The organism is Pandoraea pnomenusa (assembly GCF_040391475.1).
In the GTDB taxonomy this organism is placed as follows: domain Bacteria; phylum Pseudomonadota; class Gammaproteobacteria; order Burkholderiales; family Burkholderiaceae; genus Pandoraea; species Pandoraea pnomenusa_C.
On record NZ_JBEBXS010000016.1, the window covers coordinates 58138 to 75910 of the forward strand.

Below are 17773 nucleotides of genomic sequence, written 5' to 3' on the forward strand. Positions count from 1 at the left end.
TCGAAGGAAAGTGCGCCGGGCATTGCCTCGCGCGCACTGACACGAAACCGCGCAAGACATAAGCGCGGGGACGGTGTAACGTCACTTGTACAGGCCAGGGCAATGGCAGCAAGCATCCGGGCAGCTACGCACCGCCCGCCGCGCGCTTCATCCGCAAAACCCGATACGAGGACAGTTCAACATGTTCAACCGCCTGTGGCGTTTCGTGAGCGCCGCGTTGTTCGCCAGTCTTGTCATCGGTCGCGCCGCGCATGCGGTGACGCCGCAGGACGCCCCCGCCACGATTCCTCACGGCGCCATCGTTGACCGACAGCCGCTCGAAGCCGATCACGGCCTGCCCGAAGCGGGCGAACAGTTCCGCATCCGCTACAGCTCCATCGACGGCGTGACGGGCATCGAGGCCCGCGAGGATACCGGCGCCGTCTTCCTGCCGAAGGGGCCCACGCCGCCGGACGGCTGGCCCGTGGTCGTCTGGGCGCATGGCACCGTAGGGGTCGCCAACGGATGCGCACCGTCGCTCAACGTTCGCTCGCAACGCGACATTCAATACCTGGGAACGTGGCTTTCGCTGGGCTTCGCCGTAGTGGCACCCGATTACGCCGGTCTGGGCTCGCGCGGACTGCACCACTATCTGAACTCACGTGCAGAGGCCTACAGCGTGCTCGACAGCCTGCTGGCCGCTCGCAGCGTATTCCCGCTACAGAATCGCGTGGTGCTGGTGGGGCAATCGCAGGGGGCGCACGCCGCGTTCTCCGCGGCCGGTTATCAACCGCAATACGCGCCCGACGTCAAAGTGATCGCCACGGTGCTCACCGGCACGCCCTACTTCAATGCGCAGACGTCGGCCGCACAACTGTTCGCGAGCCAGCCTGACCCCGGCGCCCCCGATCCGAAGATTCCGTACGCGATGTACCTGTTCCTGTCGGCGGCCGATCGGGACCCGTCGTTGCGGGCGTCGCAATTCTTCTCGCCGCAGGCGGTGCCGGTGCTGAACGAAGCCCGCTCACTGTGCATTGGCGAATTGACCGATCACTCCACCGCAGCCGGTCTGAATGCAGGCAACAGCCTTCAGCCCGATATCCAGAAGCTGCTACACGCCCAGACCCCGTCGCTGCGTTTCCCGACGCTGCGCGTCAAGCACCCGGTATTCATCGGCATGGGTTCGCTGGACATCGACGTGCCGGTCGTCATGCAGCAAGCGTTCGCGCGCGATGTCGCCAAGGCGGGCACGACCGTAGTGACGCGTGTGTATCAAGGGCTCGACCACGACGCCGCCGTCAATCCGTCGCTGCGCGACTCGCTCCCGTTCGTCTACAAACAGATGTCGACGGAGAAGGGTGCACGCGCACAATAACTAGAGGGATGACTCAGGATTTAGAAGCGAAACGGTGAGGGGCGAGCGAGGGAAATTTCTATAACTCATTGATTTTTATGAATGTATTTCTCGTTGCGCACGAGCAACACCGAGACACTTACGTAAAAATACATATGGTGCGACGCAACACGTCGTCCTATACTGAACTCGTCTCCTCCATGTCTCCTCCTGATATGGATTAAGCCCGCAACGCGCGGGCTTTCTTTTTTTGTGCGTTCGGAAAATTCGTCTGATCGCACGCAGCGCCCGCGAGTCTCTCTCCGTATCGTCACGCTCGCCGTCAATCGATCACGGCGGCACAGCCATCGGTCGGCGCGGCGAGCACGCCCCCGACCACCGGCACGATCTTCAGTCCCGCCGAAGCCACACGGCACGGCGCGGCCATCAGCCCGCACCCCGACACCGACGTCACGAACGGCAGAATGGCAAACAACGACCACCATCGACGCAGATTGCGAGGCGCCGGACGCGATGCCGATGCGGGCGCGTCACCGTGCTTCGCCGAACTACCTCGTGGGTCGTGTTCATCGGCGTTGACGGTGCGGGCGCGCAAGTGAGCCGCCGTCTCTCGACGCTTCGGGAAAAGCAGGTTCATGAGTGAGAAGTCCAGAGTCGGGCGGCATGCCCGAAGGAAATGACAGGCCGTTGTGGCTGGCGCAGACAGGAAGCCAATGGGGGCTTCATGGATGCGCGAGGCGCCATTCAGACGGCGGGTGTCGTGTGGCCGATATACGTAAACCGCGGCACCGGACCGTTGTCGGTCTCGACCGGCTCGTTCCAGATCCGCAGCAGCCGCGTACTCATCGGCAGTCCTTCGCGCGGATAGAGTCGCGTATAGACGACGACCGGTTCATCGGTCTCGTCGGCCCGGGCGATGCCGAGCGCGAGGTAGCAATTGCCCTTGTAGTGCCGATACACGCCGGGGCGAAACGCCTCGATTTCCGGCGTGGATTCCGCGCTGGGCGCGGGTTGATTCGAAAGCATCTTGCACATCTCCTGCATACGACAGCCGGGCTTCGTCCGACTCGGGGTAGGTTGCGAATGTTCCGCTTAGTGCGGCACGACGATGCCCACAGACTTCGCCAGCGGCGCCGGCGAGATGCCCGAAGCGCCGCGGAAAGGTTCATCCAGATTGATGATCAACGCGATCACCATGCCGATCGCGCCCATGTGCAGCGCAATGATGAAATTGCTCTTCCACGAGCCGGGATATCGGCCGTTCATGGCCATCGCGGCCAGCATGAAGAGCGAGATCACCCACCAGAAGACGGCGGGCACCGTTTTCGTGGAATTTTCGAAGCGTCCCTGACGGGCCTCTTCCAGCCGGTCGAGCAGTGTCCGTATCGAGCTGGCACTCGCGTCGTGCTGCGCAACGACCTTTCGCGTTGCCGAGACGAAGGCCGTCAGTGCGTTTTCCGTCGTGGGTGAAAGATCGGGGTCCGCTGTACTCAACGTCTTCCATTCGTCGCTCACCGCAGACGTTACATAGCCGCGCAGCAGCACGCGGGCCGCCTGCGAGTCGGCATCACCCACGGCTTTGAGCTCACGATCCAGACGCCTCACCACCGAGGCTTCGTGCAACGCCTGATCCTCGGCTCGGCCGAGATTGGCGCGCACATCGGTCAATACGTGAGCCAGTACGAAAACGATGAACGCGAGCAAGCTGCCATGCACGACGTCTGCGACCGTGCCACGCACTTCAGCGGGATCGGCCAGCCGCTCGAACAACCAGACGCGCGCCACCCACGCCACCATCACCGAAATCAGCGCGACGGCAACCGACATGCCGACGAGCAACAGGCCCGTCGGCAACAACGTCAATTGATCCACCATCGATGGCATTCGTGCCCCCTCGCATTCGTATCGAAAAGCCGTTCCCCGGCCATGCATGACGGCTGGCAAGGCGACGAGACGCGCCAGGCGCCGCCGCCGATGCGGCGACTATACCTGATGCGCCGAAGACGGCAACTTTGGAATATTTCAGCGCCTGACGGCGGAAACGCGATGCAAGAATCGACGCACTGTCGAGCGAAGTTGACGCCGCGGCGTCAGAGCGATTTCGTCAAACGCGCAGCGACGTCAGCGCCGCCTCGTCAAAGGCATGTGTGTCGCGTAGCGCGAACTCACGACCATGCATTGCGAAGCTTCCTTGCCACGTCGATATGCACCGTCACGTCGCCCACCGGCACGCGCGGCGCATCACCTTCGCGCGCCTTCGGCAGCATCTCGTAGAGCGACAGCATCTTGTCGGAGATGAAACGGCTGCGCGTGCCATACACGTGACGATCGCCCAGGCCCGTTTGCTGGTGGACGTAGAACCGCTGCGGCACGACCAGTTGCAGCGATTCCTTGGCGCGTGTCATCGCCACGTACAGCAGGCGGCGTTCCTCCTCGATGTCCTCATCATCGCCCGTGCTCATGTCCGACGGAATGCACCCGTCGACCACGTTCAGGACATACACCGAGTGCCACTCCTGCCCCTTCGCGCTGTGAATCGTCGACAGGATCAGATAGTCCTCGTCGAGCAACGGCGGGCCCGACTGTGCGCTCGTGGCGTCCGGCGGGTCGAGGGTCAGCTCGGTGAGAAATTGCTCTCGCGAACCGTAAGTGTTCGCAATGCGCGCGAGTTGTTCGAGGTCGGCCTGCCGCACGGCTGCGTCGTCAAAGCGTTGCACGAGCAGCGGCGCGTACCAGCGTAGCGCGAGATCCACGTCTGCGGGCCACGCGAGACGCGCGTCGTGGAGTGCCATGTAGACGTCGACGAACGCCCGCCATTCAGCCGATGCCGCCGACGGCGGCTTGAACTCGGCCAGCACCTGCGCAGGGGTGGCGGACTGCGCCATCGCGTCGAGCAGGCGCGTGGCGCTCACCGGGCCGATACCGGGGATCAACTGCGCCACGCGGAACCCCGACAGGCGACTCGCGGGATTATGCGCCCAACGCAGAATCGACAGCATGTCCTTGACGTGCGCCGCTTCGAGAAACTTCAACCCGCCGAACTTCACGAACGGGATATTGCGTCGCGTGAGCTCCAGTTCGAGTGCTGCGCTATGACTGCCGGTGCGGAACAGCACGGCCTGTTGCATCAGGCGAGTGCCCGTCTCGCGTTGCGCGAGCACCTGATCGGCAACCCATCGCGCCTGTCCCGAATCGTCGCTGACATTCACGAGCTGCGGCAGACGCGCTGAGGCGCGATCCGTCCAGAGCGCCTTGGCATAGCGCTCGCTCGACTCGGCGATCACGGCGTTCGACGCATCGAGAATCGGCTGGGTGGATCGGTAGTTTCGCTCCAGCGTGACCACGTGCGCGGGGGCGGCGAATTGTCCGGGGAAGTCGAGAATATTGCGGATGGTGGCGGCACGGAACGCGTAGATCGATTGCGCATCGTCGCCGACCACGGTCAGGCCACGCCCCTCCGGCTTCATCGCGAGCAGGATCTGCGCCTGCAAGCGGTTGGTGTCCTGATACTCGTCGACGAGCACGTGATCGAAGCGCGCATCCAGCTCACGCGCGAGTGCCGGCGCACTCATCGTCTCGGCCCAATACAGCAACAGGTCGTCGTAATCGAGCACGTGCTGCGCTTGCTTCGCGTCGACGTAGGCACCGAACAGCGTCTTGAGTTGCGCCTCCCACTGCGCGCACCACGGAAAGTGCTTCGCGAGCACCTCGGAGAGCGGCGCCTGGCTGTTCACCGCGCGCGAATAGATCGACAGGCAGGTGCCCTTTAGCGGGAAGCGCGACTGCGTCGCCGAGAAGCCGAGATCGTGACGAACGAGTCCGAGCAGGTCTTCGGCATCGCTGCGATCGTGGATGGTGAACGCTTCCGACAGGCCGATGCGCGTCGCGAAGTCGCGTAACAGCCTCGCCCCGATGGCGTGAAAGGTGCCGGCCCACGGCAGCGACGGCGGTTGCGACGACGCCAGTCCCAGGACCTTCTGAAGCACCGCGCCCACACGACGCTCCATTTCACCTGCGGCACGACGCGAAAACGTCAGCAGCAGAATGCGGTTCGGGTCCGCACCGCGCACGATCAGATTGGCCACGCGATGCGCCAGCGTGCTCGTCTTGCCCGACCCGGCGCCCGCGATGACGAGCAACGGGCCGCCGGGGGCGCCGTCGTCGCCCACGCCGTAGTCGACGGCTTCACGCTGTCGGTCGTTCAGTTCGGCCCAGGGGTCTCGGGCGGGGGCAGTCGGCTGGTCTGACATGCGGAATCTGGCTGCAACGCTGAAGAATGCACAAAAATGCGGGCCACCAGCCCGCGAGTACGCAACAAGAGTACTGTATATTTATACATTATAGCGACGGCTTTCACGCCCATCATGATTCGTACCGGCACGTCGTCCTGGACCGACCCCACGCTGATCGCCTGCGGACGCTTCTATCCGCCGGGCGTCGACACGCCCGAGGCCCGCTTGCGTCACTACGCCTCGACGTTCGATCTGGTCGAGGTCGACAGCAGCTACTACCGTCTGCCGGACGCCGCTGTCGCATGGCGCTGGACGCAGCGCACACCGGCTGCATTTCGCTTCCACATCAAGGCGTTCCGTGCGTTCACGGGCCACACGACGCCCTTGCGGGCGCTGCCGGCCGACATTGCCGACGCCCTCGGCCAGACGGATGACGGCACAGCGTCACTGGCACAGGAGGACATTCCCACAGAACTGCGCGACGAACTCTGGCGCCGCTACTTCGAGGCCATCGAACCGCTGCGTCAGAGCGGGCAACTGACGGCGATCCACTTCCAGTTCTCGCCACGCGTGCGCAACGACCGCGCGGGTCGCGCCCTGGTCTTCGAGACGGCGCGGCGGCTCGACGGCGAGCGCCATGCCGTCGAGTTTCGTCATCGGAGCTGGTTCGACACGCCCTCACGCGAAGCCGCCACGCTGGCCATGCTGCGAGAGACCGGGGCGGCGCACACCATCGTCGATAGCCCTGTCGGCTTCGAGAACACCGTGCCCGCCGTATGGGCCGTGACGCGCGACGATCTTTGCGTCGTGCGGCTTCACGGACGCAACGCCGCGGCGTGGAACCGTCGCGACGTCACCGCCTCGTCCGGACGCTTCGTCTACGAATACAGTGCGAGCGAGTTGATCGACATCTCGGCGCGTGTCGAGCGCATTGCCGCGCTCGCCGACGATACGCACGTCCTGTTCAACACGAACCACGAAGATCAGGGCATGAAGAACGCTTCAGCATTCCAGCGCGCGCTGGCGGGGCTTGCCCGCCTGTAGCGGGTCCGGTCTCAGCGGCGTTGCGTGTCGTCGGCGGCTCGCGCGTTTGCCTTTCGTGCGTTGCGCCACGCGGGCAGATCGGCCAGGCGCGTTCCCTCCGGCACGGCACCGTCCGCTTCGCGAAACCCGTGCTTGCCGTGGCCGACGCGCTGCGAGCGATAGATCCCCGTATGCCCGGAACACAGGTACGCCAGCACGCAGGCAATCGCCGCGTAACCGCCGAGTTGCGGACCGAAGATCTCGATGGCCATCAATGTCGAGGCGATCGGCGTGTTGGCCGCCCCGGCAAACACCGCGACGAAGCCGATGCCTGCGAGCACGGCGGCGGGCAGCATCAGCACATGCGAGAGTGCGTTGCCCAGCGTCGCGCCGATGTAGAACAGCGGCGTGACCTCCCCGCCCTTGAAACCCGAGCCGAGCGTGACGACGGTAAAGAGCGCCTTGCCGAGGAAGTCGTACCAGGGCAGCGTGGTGTGGAAGGCGTCGACGATGGTCGGCACGCCCAGGCCGAGGTATTGCGGCGTACCCAACGCGGTGGCCGCCATGGCCACCACCAGACCGCCCGCCAGCGGACGCAACGGCGCGTACGCGATGTGGCGCTTCATGAAGCCCGATGTCGCGTGCGTGGCCTGCGCAAAAGCCATCCCGGCGAGTCCGCACAAGACACCGGCCACCGCCGCGCTGAACGCCCCGGAGAGCGACATCGACACGGCGAGCAGATTCGGGGCAATCGCGTAGGTCGTGTGGTGTACGCCCCAGGCGCGTGTGACGGCATCGCCGACCAGCGCCGCGACCAGACACGGGAGCAACGCGTCGTAGCGCAGGCGTCCGATCGCGAGCACCTCGAGCCCGAAGACGGCACCCGCGAGCGGCGTGCCGAACACCGACGCAAATCCGGCGGCGATACCGGACATCAACAGCACGCGACGCTGTTCGCCGGGGAGCCGGAACACATGCGTGAGCTGGTCGGCCAGCGCGCCGCCCATCTGCACGGCCGTGCCTTCGCGACCGGCCGAACCACCGAACAGATGCGTGATCACGGTGCCGAACAGCACCAACGGCGCCATACGCAACGGCACGACACGCTGCGGGTCGTGAATTTCGTCGATCAGCAGGTTATTGCCCGCCTCCACACGTCGCCCGAGATGCAGATAGAGCCAGCCGACGGCGAAACCGGCGACGGGCAGCAACCAGAGCAGCCACGGGTGCGCCAGCCGGGTGTCGGTGGCGAGGTCGAGGGCAACCAGAAACAGCGCCGAGGCGCTGCCGGCCATCACGCCGACAAGCGCTGCGAGCGCGCTGGCCTGCGCGGTTCGCGGCAGCACACCGGCAAGATCGCGCAACGCAGAGTCGTGAAACATCTTCATGGTGTCGAACATCGGGACGAACAACGTCGTCAGACAAATGGCCTGCGCGTGAACCGGGGGATCGAGATTCGGGAATTCGAACGAAACGAGAGAAACGAAAGAAACGCTCGTACGCATGGCCCGCAACCTCCCGGCACGCCAGGATCTTGCAGGCATCATCAGCTCCAGGGCGGAGCGGTTTGCGTAGGAACGCCGGAGGTATGCCATCTCCGTGCAGCAGGCTTCATGCTATCAGGAAGCGCGTACCCTCACAATGCGTGACGTTTCTTGTGCCGAAACGCGGCGAGCGAAGGGCTCGGCATCCGGCCGTTCATCAAAAGAAACGGCGGGGACGATGCCATGCACCGTCGCCCGCCGTCGCTGTCACGCTGGACGTCATTCGCTGACGTCTTCGCCAAGGTGCTCCGTTACTTCTTCGCGGCCTTCACCGCTTTCTCGATGCGCGCGCCGATGTCCGGATCGACTTGCTTCCAGTAATCGAAAGCGCGTTCGAGGACCGGGCTGTGCACCCCGGCCAGCAAGGCACCCGACACCGTCTCGACCAACCGCGCGCGCGAGGCATCGTCGAAGACGTTGCGCACGAGATCGCCCGGTTGCGAGAAGTCGTCGTCCTCCTTGTGCAGCGTATAGGCGCTGCGCACCATGTCACCGTCCGACTCCCAGCCGTCGGCGGCCGCGCCGGTCTGGTCGGCGTACGGACGTCCGCCGCTGTTCGGCACATAGGTCGGCGCATTGCCGCTGTGATCGAACGCCATCTGACCGTCGAACATGTACGTCTGCACCGGCACCTTCGGACGATTCACCGGCAACTGGTGGAAGTTCGTGCCGATACGATTGCGCTGCGCATCGTTGTAGGCAAACGCGCGCCCGAGCAGCATCTTGTCCGGCGACAGGCCGATGCCCGGCACGGTATTGCCCGGCGAGAAGGCGGCCTGCTCGATCTGCGCGAAGAAATTCTCCGGATTGCGGTTGAGCGTCATCTTGCCCACCTTGATCAGCGGATAGTCCTTGTGCGACCACGTCTTCGTCAGGTCGAACGGATTGAAGCGGTACTTCTTCGCGTCGGCATACGGCATGACCTGTACCGACATGATCCAGCTCGGATGCTCGCCACGGGCGATGGCATCGAACAGATCGCGGCGGTGGAAATCGGCGTCCTGGCCGGACATGGTCGCCGCTTCCGCGTTGCTGAAGAACTCCATCCCCTGCTGGGTATGGAAGTGATACTTCACCCAGAACTTCTCGCCGCTCGCGTTGACCCACATGTAGGTGTGCGAACCATAGCCGTTCATGTGGCGCCAGGTGCGCGGCAGGCCGCGATCGCCCATCAGATAGGTGACCTGGTGCGCGGATTCCGGATTGTTCGTCCAGAAGTCCCACTGCATGTGGTTGTCGCGCAGGCCCGAATCGGGCAGGCGCTTCTGGCTGCGGATGAAGTGCGGGAACTTCATCGGGTCGCGCACGAAGAAGATCGGCGTGTTGTTGCCGACGAGGTCGTAGTTGCCTTCGTCGGTGTAGAACTTGAGGGAGAAGCCGCGCACGTCACGCCACGTGTCGGGGCTGCCGGCTTCGCCGGCGACGGTGGAGAAACGGGCGAGCATGTCGACCTTGGCGCCCTTCTTGAACAGCGACGCCTTGGTGTAACGGCTCACGTCTTCCGTGGTTTCGAAGACACCGAAGGCGCCTGCGCCCTTGGCGTGGGGTTGGCGCTCGGGGACCTTTTCCCGGTTGAAGTGCGCCATCTGCTCGATGAAGTGAACGTCGTGAAGCAGCAGGGGACCGTCCGGGCCGACCGAAAGCGTATTGCGGTCGCTTGCCGCAGGGGCGCCGGCACCGGTCGTCGACCCGGTGTCCAGACGTTCTTTCTCTTTGCTCATACGTACCTCCGACATGAAGGTGGGTGGGGAGAGGGAGAGAATGGAAGTCGATCAAAGCATAATACAAGACGACGCCCCGCTGGTAACAGCGAGCGACGCGTTGAATCGCCGTCAACTTGCGATGGCGCAACTTCCCTTCACTGCACTCGTTTTCCCCACTCACGCAACCGCCGTGAGGCCTAATCCGTCATGCCGCCAGGGCACGGCACTGACAGACCACCCGCTCGAAGCAGGCGATAGCGAAGTCGACGGACGCCTCGGTCGTGAAGCGTCCGAGGCTGACACGCACCGTGCGACTTGCCGCTTCGCTGTCCAGACCAATCGCGCTAAGGACGTGTGACGGCTGGCCCGACGCGGAATTGCACGCCGACGTGGACGACACCGCCAGATTGCCATTGAGCATGAACGTGAAGAACCCCGGATGCGCGACGGTCAGGCTGAGCGTATGCGCAATGCGTCGGGCGTTCGCCGCGTTGTGTACCACGCCATCGAGCGCCAGCACGCCATCGAGCAAACGGCGGCTCAGTTGCGCAATGCGCGCGTTGTCCGTCGTCATCGACTGCATCGCCAGCTCGCATGCCGTGCCCATGCCGACGATCTGATGCGTCGCCAGCGTGCCCGAGCGCAGGCCACGTTCATGGCCGCCACCGTGGATCTGCGGCGCAATGCCCGACATCACGTCCTTGTTGACATACAACGCGCCGATCCCCTTCGGACCGTACACCTTGTGCGCCGACATCGACAGCATGTCGATGCCCATTGCCTTGACGTCGATGGGCGTCTTGCCGAGTGCCTGTGCGGCGTCGACATGCAGCAGCGCGCCGGCCGCATGGACGACCTTGGCGATTTCCGCGACGTCGGTCAGCGTCCCCAGTTCGTTGTTGACGAGCATGAGCGACACCAGACCGGTATTGGGACGAAGCGCTGCAGCCACGGCGTCGGCCGTGATCTCGCCCGTGGCGGACGGCGTCAGATAGGAGACCGTCGCGCCGTGCTTCTCGAGATAGCCCATCGTGTCGAGGATGGCCTTGTGCTCGAGCACGCTCGTGATGAGGTGGGCGCGCGCCTGCCCCAGTTCCGAGTACCCCTTGAGTGCGAGATTGTTCGACTCGGTAGCGCCGGACGTCCAGACGATCTCGGCGGCGTCGGCGCCAATGAGTGCGGCGACCTGTGCACGCGAGCGCTCGACCAGACGTCGCGCGCTCACGCCGGCCGCATGCGAACTCGATGCCGGGTTGCCGAACACGCCGTCCACCCCCAGACAATCCGCCATGGCGGCGATTACGGCGGCATCAGCCGGCGTCGTCGCGGCATAGTCGAAGTAATGAAGCGGTTCTTTTTCGCGCATGATCTCGGCACCGGATAAAAAATGTGCATCGATCCTACGCGCCGAAACCGAGAAAAGGCTTGCCGAATCACCCGGCAAAATCGTGTTTTGGAGAAACTTCATCCCGAAAATCACGGATATCAGGAAATTTCGTCCATCCATGACAATCCACCGTCACTTCATGGGCATGACGTTGCGCCGTGCCGGGCGCCAGTCGGGGCGCCTCCTTCCTGGCGCAGCCCGGTGCTTACGTATCGCGCTCAGGAGAGGGATTCGATATGCGTCGAGTGCGCGTACACCTGTCCGAACCGGTTGGCGAGGAAGTCCGGTAGTGCGATCTGCTCCTGACGCACGAAACCGCGCTGCGGCAGTTGTCCTGCGAAGAACATGTCGACGGCCGCACAGATTGCCGACGCCGTGGTGATCTGAATCGCGCTGGCGCTGTGGCCGTTGTTGCGCTCCGCGAAGATCTTCCGGGCGAAGACTTCCTGCGTCAGCACGCCGGCGCGCAGACCGCTCACGACAACGAAGATGAGCACGACGTCCTGTAACGTGCTCGGTACCGCACGCTTGAGAATCGTCTTGATCGTCGCCTGATCGTCCTTCAGTCGCAACTCGTTCAACAGCACTTTCATCAACGCGCCGTGCCCCGGGTAACGCACCGATTTGTAGTCGAGATCGCGGACACGGCCGCTCAGTGTTTCGCACAGCGTGCCCAGCCCGCCCGACGTATTGAACGCCTCGTACTCCACACCGTCGAGCGAGAAATGCTCGAGATCCTCGAGCGGCTGCACGGTCAGTCGTGCGCCGTCGCGAATCGCCTCACACGGCTGGCAATACTCGTTGATGAGCCCGTCGACACTCCACGTGAGGTTGTACTTCAACGAGTTGGTGGGAAACGCGGGCAACGCCCCGACACGCATCTTCACGGAATCCACCTGATCGAACGTCGCCGCGAGATGATGGGCCGCGATCGCAATGAAGCCCGGCGCCAGACCGCACTGCGGCATCAGCGCGGTGGACGCCCCTTCGGCAAGTTGCTGGATCGCGTGGGTTGCCGCCACGTCTTCGGTCAGATCGAAGTAGTGACATCCTGCGGCCACGGCGGCCGTGGCCGCGCTCGTGGCCATGGTGTAGGGCAACGCGTTGATCACGGCGTCGTGGCCCGACACGGCGCGCTGCAACGCCCCTGTGTCGGTCTCGGTGAGTTCGACGAACGCATGCGCGTAGTCACCCACCACGGCCGCCGCCGCCGCACTGCGATCGAATACGCTCACGCGGTAATTGCCGCTGTCGTGCAGCAAACGCGCGATGGTCTGGCCGATGTGTCCCGCGCCAAGCAAGGCGATCTTCTTCATGTTTTCCTCCCCCAACAAGAACGGCAAATTGGTCGGCCGGCAGGGCGCATCGCTGAGGTTCAGCGATGCGCCGATGCATTGATTCTATTGAGGGCAACAGATGAAATGTAGCGTTAATTCGTCACAAACCAAGTACATTTCGCCTAAATGACGAAATTTGTGATGCATTACGTCACGACAGACGTTTCGCGTCTCCGGTGGCAGATGGCATTCGGCCGAGACCTCGTGGAAGACTGCGCACTTCGCGAGTCCAACGTGATGCCTTCAGATGTGTGCGGGAGGACGGGAGGGACTTTCGACCGACGCGCGTGACGAGGATCGAAGCGCATGCGTCCGAGGCGAACGCGTCTGCGTTCAGATAGGCGGGCGGAGAGATGTCGTCGGCTTCGCGAGCCGCTCATGGGACTTTCGCCAATTCGTTTTATACGTGCCGCATGTGTCATGCCCATGAAATCGCGCGCATTTCCCGCAACGTTTTCTCATACGTTGCAGTGAGCCCACATTGCGCCGCATCTTTCGTTAATACACCTATGGATTACCCGGTTCGTTCGATATAGTTCGGCCCGAACCCACGGGGCGCTTCTCCGGAAGCGAAGGGTTCGCATTCATCGAATAGTTATTGAAAGAGGAATCGACCAATGAAGAAGACGCAACTGGCTGCCGCACTGTGTGGCGCTATCGCAGCTGTCGCAGCAGGTGCTGCCCATGCGCAAAGCAACGTGACGCTGTACGGCGTGCTGGACGGCGGCCTGTCGTACGTCAGCAATGTCGGCGGCAGCAAGAACTTCGGCACGGCCGACGGCCTGCAGTCGGGCAACCGCTGGGGCCTGAAGGGCTCGGAAGATCTGGGCAGCGGTCTGTCGGCCGTCTTCACGTTGGAAAACGGCTTCAACATCACGAACGGCAACATGGGTCAGGGCACCCGTGAGTTCGGCCGTCAGGCGTTCGTCGGCCTGTCGAGCAAGTCGCTCGGCACGGTGACCATCGGCCGCCAGTACGACTCCGTGGTCGACTTCGTGAGCGGCATGACGGCAGCCAAGCTGTTCGCCACGAAGCTCGGCGCCCACGTGGGCGATGTGGACAACCTGTACAACTCGTTCCGCATCAACAACTCGATCAAGTACACGAGCGCCAACTACGCCGGCTTCTCGTTCGGCGGCCTGTATGGCTTCTCGAACCAGCCGAGCAATGCCGCCACGCCGGGCTCGGGCTTTGCCAACAACCGCGCATGGAGCCTCGGCGCGAGCTACGCCAACGGCCCGGTCAAGTTCGGTATCGGTTACATGGAAGTGGGTTCGCCGAACGGTTCGAACACGGGCGGTGCCGTGTCGGGCGACTACAGCGGCGACTTCTACACGACGAAGGTCGGCACGACGAGCTACGGCGTGGACAAGCAGCGCGTGTTCGCCACGGCCGGCAGCTACAGCTTCGGTCCGGCAACGGTCGCGCTGGTGTACAGCAACACGCAGCTCAAGTACGTGAGCAACACCGGCGCACGCGTGTCGAACTATGAAATCAACGGTACGTACAACCTGACGCCGTCGGTCATGCTCGGCCTGTCGTACACGTACACGGACGCCAGCACCCGCAGCGCCACCCTGGCCAACCTGAGCCCGAAGTACCATCAGGTCAACGCCGCGGTTGACTACGCGTTCTCGCGCCGCACGGACGTGTATCTGGTCGGTATCTATCAGAAGGCTGCGGGCGATGCCTCGGCTGCTTCGATCAACGGCGCCGGCGGTGCTTCGAGCACCAAGACCCAGGCCGCTGTGATCTCGGGCCTGCGTCACAAGTTCTAAGCCAACGTCTTCGCGAGACGTGTAGTATCTGGTTTGAGTGCTCCAGTTTAAAAGGGAGTCCCGATGGGACTCCCTTTTTTTCTTACTCCACCGTTACCGACTTCGCAAGATTCCGCGGCTTGTCCACATCGGTGCCGCGTGCGCAGGCGGTGTGATACGCCAGCAGTTGCAGCGGTACGACGTGCAGGATCGGGGACAACTGGCCGTAGTGCTCCGGCATGCGGATCACGTGAATGCCTTCGGCGTTCGCGATCTCCGTATCCGCGTCGGCGAACACGTAAAGCTGGCCGCCACGTGCGCGGACTTCCTGCATGTTCGACTTCAGCTTTTCCACCAGCGCGTCGCGCGGTGCGACCGTCACGACCGGCATCTCTTCCGTCACCAGCGCGAGCGGACCATGCTTCAGTTCGCCTGCCGGATACGCCTCGGCGTGGATGTACGAGATTTCCTTGAGCTTGAGCGCGCCCTCGAGGGCGATCGGGTAATGCAACCCGCGCCCCAGGAACAGTGCATTTTCGCGACGGGCGAACTCTTCGGCCCAGGCGATGATCTGCGGCTCCAGCGCCAGCACGCTGTGCAACGCCGCCGGCAGGTGACGCAACTGCGTCAGATAGTCGGCTTCCTGCGCCGCCGTCAGACGACCGCGCAACTTCGCGATGGTCAGCGTGAGCAGGAAGAGTGCCGTCAACTGGGTCGTGAACGCCTTCGTCGATGCCACGCCGATTTCCGTGCCCGCACGGGTCAGGTAGTGCAGCGCCGTCTGACGCACCATTGCGCTCGTGCCCACGTTGCAGATCGCCAGCGTGTGGGTCATGCCCAGCGATTGCGCATGTTGCAGCGCCGCCATCGTGTCCGCCGTCTCACCGGACTGCGAGATCGTGACCACCAGCGTGTTCGGATTCGGCACGCTGTCGCGATAGCGATACTCGCTCGCCACTTCGACCTGCGTCGGAATCTGCGCGAGCGACTCCAGCCAGTACTTGGCCGTCATGCCCGAGTAATAGCTCGTGCCGCACGCGAGAATCAGGATCGAGTCCACGCGGCTCAGCACGTCTTGTGCCTTCTCGCCGAAGAGCGTCGGCGAGATACCTTCGACGCCTTCCATCGTGTCGCCGATCGCGCGCGGCTGCTCGAAGATTTCCTTCTGCATGTAGTGACGATACGGGCCCAGTTCCACCGCGCCCGTATACGCCTGCACCGTGCGCACTTCGCGCTCGACGAGCGCGTCGTTGCGGTCCACGATCTTCACGCCATCGAGCGTGAGCTCGACGACATCGCCCTCTTCCAGATAGATGAACTGGTCGGTGGTGCCGGCCAGCGCGAGTGCGTCGGACGCGAGGAAGTTCTCACCTTCGCCCACACCCACGACCAGCGGCGAGCCAGCGCGCGCGCCCACCACGCGATGCGGTTCCTGCTTGCGGAACACGGCAATCGCATAGGCACCGTGCAGACGGCGCGTCGCCAGACGCACGGCCTGATACAGATCGCCGGCCGCGCCATTCGACAGAATGTGATGGATCAGATGCGCGATGACTTCGGTGTCGGTCTGCGACACGAAGGTGTAGCCCAGACCGCGCAGCTCGTCACGCAGGCTCTCGTGGTTCTCGATGATGCCGTTGTGCACCAATGCGACTTCGTCACGCGAGAAGATCGGGTGTGCGTTGTCCGTGACCGGTGCGCCATGCGTCGCCCAGCGGGTGTGGGCAATGCCTGTCTCGCCGCCGAGGTGCGTCTGCGCAAGCTGCTCGTCGAGATCGGCCACACGCGACACGCTGCGGGCGCGCTGCGGCACGCCGTCCTTCAGCACCGCCACGCCACAGGAGTCGTATCCACGATACTCAAGACGGCGCAAGCCCTCGACCAACACCGGTACTACATTACGCCGCGCTACCGCGCCGACAATGCCGCACATATTCGCTTCCCTTTACGCCAGAGGTCCTGGCCTGTTTGATCTGTTTTCACTTCGCCGGTGCGCGTCCTGTCGAGCATCGCGCACCGCGCCATAACCGCCAATTTTACTGCTTTTGCTTGCGAGGACGAACGTAACCCGTCTTCGCTTCCTGCGTCTTTCCGTTCAGCACGAGCGAGTCCTCCGGCGTGTCCTTCCACACGGTGGTGCCCGCCGCGATGGTCGTGCCGCGGCGCACGGTGACCGGCGCCACCAGCTGCGTGTCGGAGCCGATGAAGACATCGTCCTCGATGACCGTGCGGTGCTTGTTTGCACCGTCGTAGTTGCAGGTGATGGTGCCCGCGCCGATGTTCACGCGCGCACCGACCGTCGAGTCGCCGACATACGCCAGATGGTTGGCCTTCGAACCCTTGGCCAGCGTGGCGTTCTTCACTTCCACGAAGTTGCCGATATGCACCTCATCGGCCAGATCGGCCCCCGGGCGCAGGCGGGCGTACGGCCCCACGTGGGCGTCGGCCCCGACCACGGCGCCATCCAGATGGCTGAAGGCTTCGATACGCGTGCCCGCGCCAATGGCGCAGTTTCGAATCACGCAGTTCGGCCCGATGTTCGCGCCGTCGCCAATCGTCACCTTGCCCTCGAAGACGCAGTTCACGTCGATGGTGACGTCCGTGCCGCAGGCGATCTCGCCGCGCAGATCGAAGCGTGCCGGGTCGATGAGGGTCACGCCCGCGGCGAGCAGCGCGCCAGCGGCATTACGTTGATAGTCGCGCTCGAGCTCGGCCAGTTGCGCCTTGTCGTTTACGCCGTTGGGTTCCCAGGCGAACGCCGGTTGCGTCGTGACGACCGGTACGCCATCCGCCACGGCACAAGCGATCACGTCGGTCAGGTAATACTCGCCCTGCGCGTTCTGGTTCTTCAGTCCGCCCAACCAGCCCTTGAGGGCGCGCGTCGGCGCCACCACGATGCCCGTGTTGATCTCGCGAATCGCCAACTCAGCCTCGTTGGCGTCTTTCTGTTCGACGATGCGCAGGACATTGCCTGCGGCGTCGCGCACGATGCGGCCGTAGCCCGTCGGATTGTCGAGATCGACGGTAAGCACGCCCAGCTTGTCGTTGCCTGCCGCAGCGAGCAGCGCCTGCAGCGTCTCGGCACGCGTGAGCGGTACGTCGCCATAGAGCACGAGCGTCGGCACCGACTCGTCGAGCTGCGAGGCGGCCTGTTGTACCGCGTGGCCCGTTCCCAGTTGCTGCGCCTGTTCGGCAAACAGCACGCCGTCGCCGGCCACGGCTTCGCGCACGGCGTCGCCGCCATGGCCGATCACCACGATGAGCTTGCCCGGTTCGAGCTTGCGTGCGGTCGCAATCACATGCGACAGGAGCGGACGGCCAGCCAGAGGCTGCAACACCTTGGGCAGCTTCGAGCGCATGCGCTTACCCATGCCGGCGGCGAGAATCACAATATTCATAGCGTCGTGACGATTAGAAAGTGAAGAGCAGGAATCGGTATCGGGCCGCGCGCCAGTCG

Annotated in this window: 12 protein-coding genes, 1 pseudogene and 1 riboswitch; of the genes and pseudogenes, 3 read left to right on the top strand and 10 right to left on the bottom strand. The window is 63.8% G+C overall.

Annotation, left to right across the window (positions count from 1 at the left end; all coding sequences use genetic code 11):
- Nucleotides 1-181 precede the first annotated feature (181 nt).
- Nucleotides 182-1354: an alpha/beta fold hydrolase gene (locus tag ABWO90_RS17290; protein ID WP_353192462.1), complete on the top strand. Its 1173-nt coding sequence runs from the start codon at nt 182-184 to the stop codon at nt 1352-1354.
- Nucleotides 1355-1655: 301 nt separating this feature from the next.
- On the opposite strand, the gene ABWO90_RS25060 is transcribed toward ABWO90_RS17290, so the two are convergent.
- From ABWO90_RS25060 to ABWO90_RS17310, 4 genes are all read right to left on the bottom strand, one after another.
- The gene (locus ABWO90_RS25060; RefSeq protein ID WP_502922648.1) at nt 1656-1826 is read right to left on the bottom strand and encodes a DUF6726 family protein; all 171 of its coding nucleotides are present in this window, start codon (nt 1824-1826) and stop codon (nt 1656-1658) included.
- 251 nt (nt 1827-2077) lie between these two features.
- Entirely contained in the window at nt 2078-2359 is a 282-nt protein-coding gene (locus tag ABWO90_RS17300) for a DUF1653 domain-containing protein (RefSeq protein WP_353192464.1), read from the bottom strand.
- A 66-nt stretch (nt 2360-2425) separates the two neighbouring features.
- On the bottom strand, nt 2426-3208 hold the full coding sequence (locus tag ABWO90_RS17305; protein ID WP_353192465.1) for a bestrophin-like domain: 783 nt from the start codon (nt 3206-3208) through the stop codon (nt 2426-2428).
- Nucleotides 3209-3498: 290 nt separating this feature from the next.
- Nucleotides 3499-5583: an ATP-dependent helicase gene (locus ABWO90_RS17310; RefSeq protein ID WP_353192466.1), complete on the bottom strand. Its 2085-nt coding sequence runs from the start codon at nt 5581-5583 to the stop codon at nt 3499-3501.
- Between the two features lie 111 nt (nt 5584-5694).
- Here ABWO90_RS17310 and ABWO90_RS17315 point away from each other — a divergent pair, with 111 nt between their 5' ends.
- Nucleotides 5695-6609: a DUF72 domain-containing protein gene (locus tag ABWO90_RS17315; protein WP_353192509.1), complete on the top strand. Its 915-nt coding sequence runs from the start codon at nt 5695-5697 to the stop codon at nt 6607-6609.
- Nucleotides 6610-6620: 11 nt separating this feature from the next.
- On the opposite strand, the gene ABWO90_RS17320 is transcribed toward ABWO90_RS17315, so the two are convergent.
- From ABWO90_RS17320 to ABWO90_RS17335, 4 genes and pseudogenes are all read right to left on the bottom strand, one after another.
- A complete protein-coding gene (locus ABWO90_RS17320) occupies nt 6621-7970 on the bottom strand; it encodes a voltage-gated chloride channel family protein (protein WP_502922649.1) in 1350 nt (449 codons plus the stop codon).
- 148 nt (nt 7971-8118) lie between these two features.
- A riboswitch (Fluoride riboswitch) is annotated at nt 8119-8196 on the bottom strand.
- Nucleotides 8197-8383: 187 nt separating this feature from the next.
- On the bottom strand, nt 8384-9853 hold the full coding sequence (locus ABWO90_RS17325; RefSeq protein ID WP_353192467.1) for a catalase: 1470 nt from the start codon (nt 9851-9853) through the stop codon (nt 8384-8386).
- Nucleotides 9854-10043: 190 nt separating this feature from the next.
- Nucleotides 10044-11201: pseudogene (locus ABWO90_RS17330) on the bottom strand (cysteine desulfurase family protein); the annotation flags it as partial.
- A gap of 239 nt (nt 11202-11440) precedes the next feature.
- Nucleotides 11441-12538: a saccharopine dehydrogenase family protein gene (locus ABWO90_RS17335; RefSeq protein WP_353192468.1), complete on the bottom strand. Its 1098-nt coding sequence runs from the start codon at nt 12536-12538 to the stop codon at nt 11441-11443.
- 638 nt (nt 12539-13176) lie between these two features.
- On the opposite strand from ABWO90_RS17335, the gene ABWO90_RS17340 reads away from it, so the two are divergent.
- Nucleotides 13177-14337: a porin gene (locus ABWO90_RS17340; protein WP_353192469.1), complete on the top strand. Its 1161-nt coding sequence runs from the start codon at nt 13177-13179 to the stop codon at nt 14335-14337.
- Nucleotides 14338-14419: 82 nt separating this feature from the next.
- On the opposite strand, the gene glmS is transcribed toward ABWO90_RS17340, so the two are convergent.
- Complete coding sequence (glmS, locus tag ABWO90_RS17345; RefSeq protein WP_353192470.1) at nt 14420-16249, bottom strand: glutamine--fructose-6-phosphate transaminase (isomerizing); 1830 nt, start codon at nt 16247-16249, stop codon at nt 14420-14422.
- Between the two features lie 103 nt (nt 16250-16352).
- The gene (glmU, locus tag ABWO90_RS17350) at nt 16353-17714 is read right to left on the bottom strand and encodes a bifunctional UDP-N-acetylglucosamine diphosphorylase/glucosamine-1-phosphate N-acetyltransferase GlmU (protein WP_353192471.1); all 1362 of its coding nucleotides are present in this window, start codon (nt 17712-17714) and stop codon (nt 16353-16355) included.
- Between the last annotated feature and the right edge of the window lie 59 nt (nt 17715-17773).

Coding starts and splice junctions, on each gene's coding strand:
- ABWO90_RS17290 (WP_353192462.1), top strand. CDS start 182: ATGTTCAACCGCCTGTGGCGTTTCGTGAGCGCCGCGTTGTTCGCCAGT.
- ABWO90_RS17300 (WP_353192464.1), bottom strand. CDS start 2,359: ATGCTTTCGAATCAACCCGCGCCCAGCGCGGAATCCACGCCGGAAATC.
- ABWO90_RS17305 (WP_353192465.1), bottom strand. CDS start 3,208: ATGGTGGATCAATTGACGTTGTTGCCGACGGGCCTGTTGCTCGTCGGC.
- ABWO90_RS17310 (WP_353192466.1), bottom strand. CDS start 5,583: ATGTCAGACCAGCCGACTGCCCCCGCCCGAGACCCCTGGGCCGAACTG.
- ABWO90_RS17320 (WP_502922649.1), bottom strand. CDS start 7,970: ATGTTTCACGACTCTGCGTTGCGCGATCTTGCCGGTGTGCTGCCGCGA.
- ABWO90_RS17325 (WP_353192467.1), bottom strand. CDS start 9,853: ATGAGCAAAGAGAAAGAACGTCTGGACACCGGGTCGACGACCGGTGCC.
- ABWO90_RS17335 (WP_353192468.1), bottom strand. CDS start 12,538: ATGAAGAAGATCGCCTTGCTTGGCGCGGGACACATCGGCCAGACCATC.
- ABWO90_RS17340 (WP_353192469.1), top strand. CDS start 13,177: ATGAAGAAGACGCAACTGGCTGCCGCACTGTGTGGCGCTATCGCAGCT.
- glmS (WP_353192470.1), bottom strand. CDS start 16,249: ATGTGCGGCATTGTCGGCGCGGTAGCGCGGCGTAATGTAGTACCGGTG.
- glmU (WP_353192471.1), bottom strand. CDS start 17,714: ATGAATATTGTGATTCTCGCCGCCGGCATGGGTAAGCGCATGCGCTCG.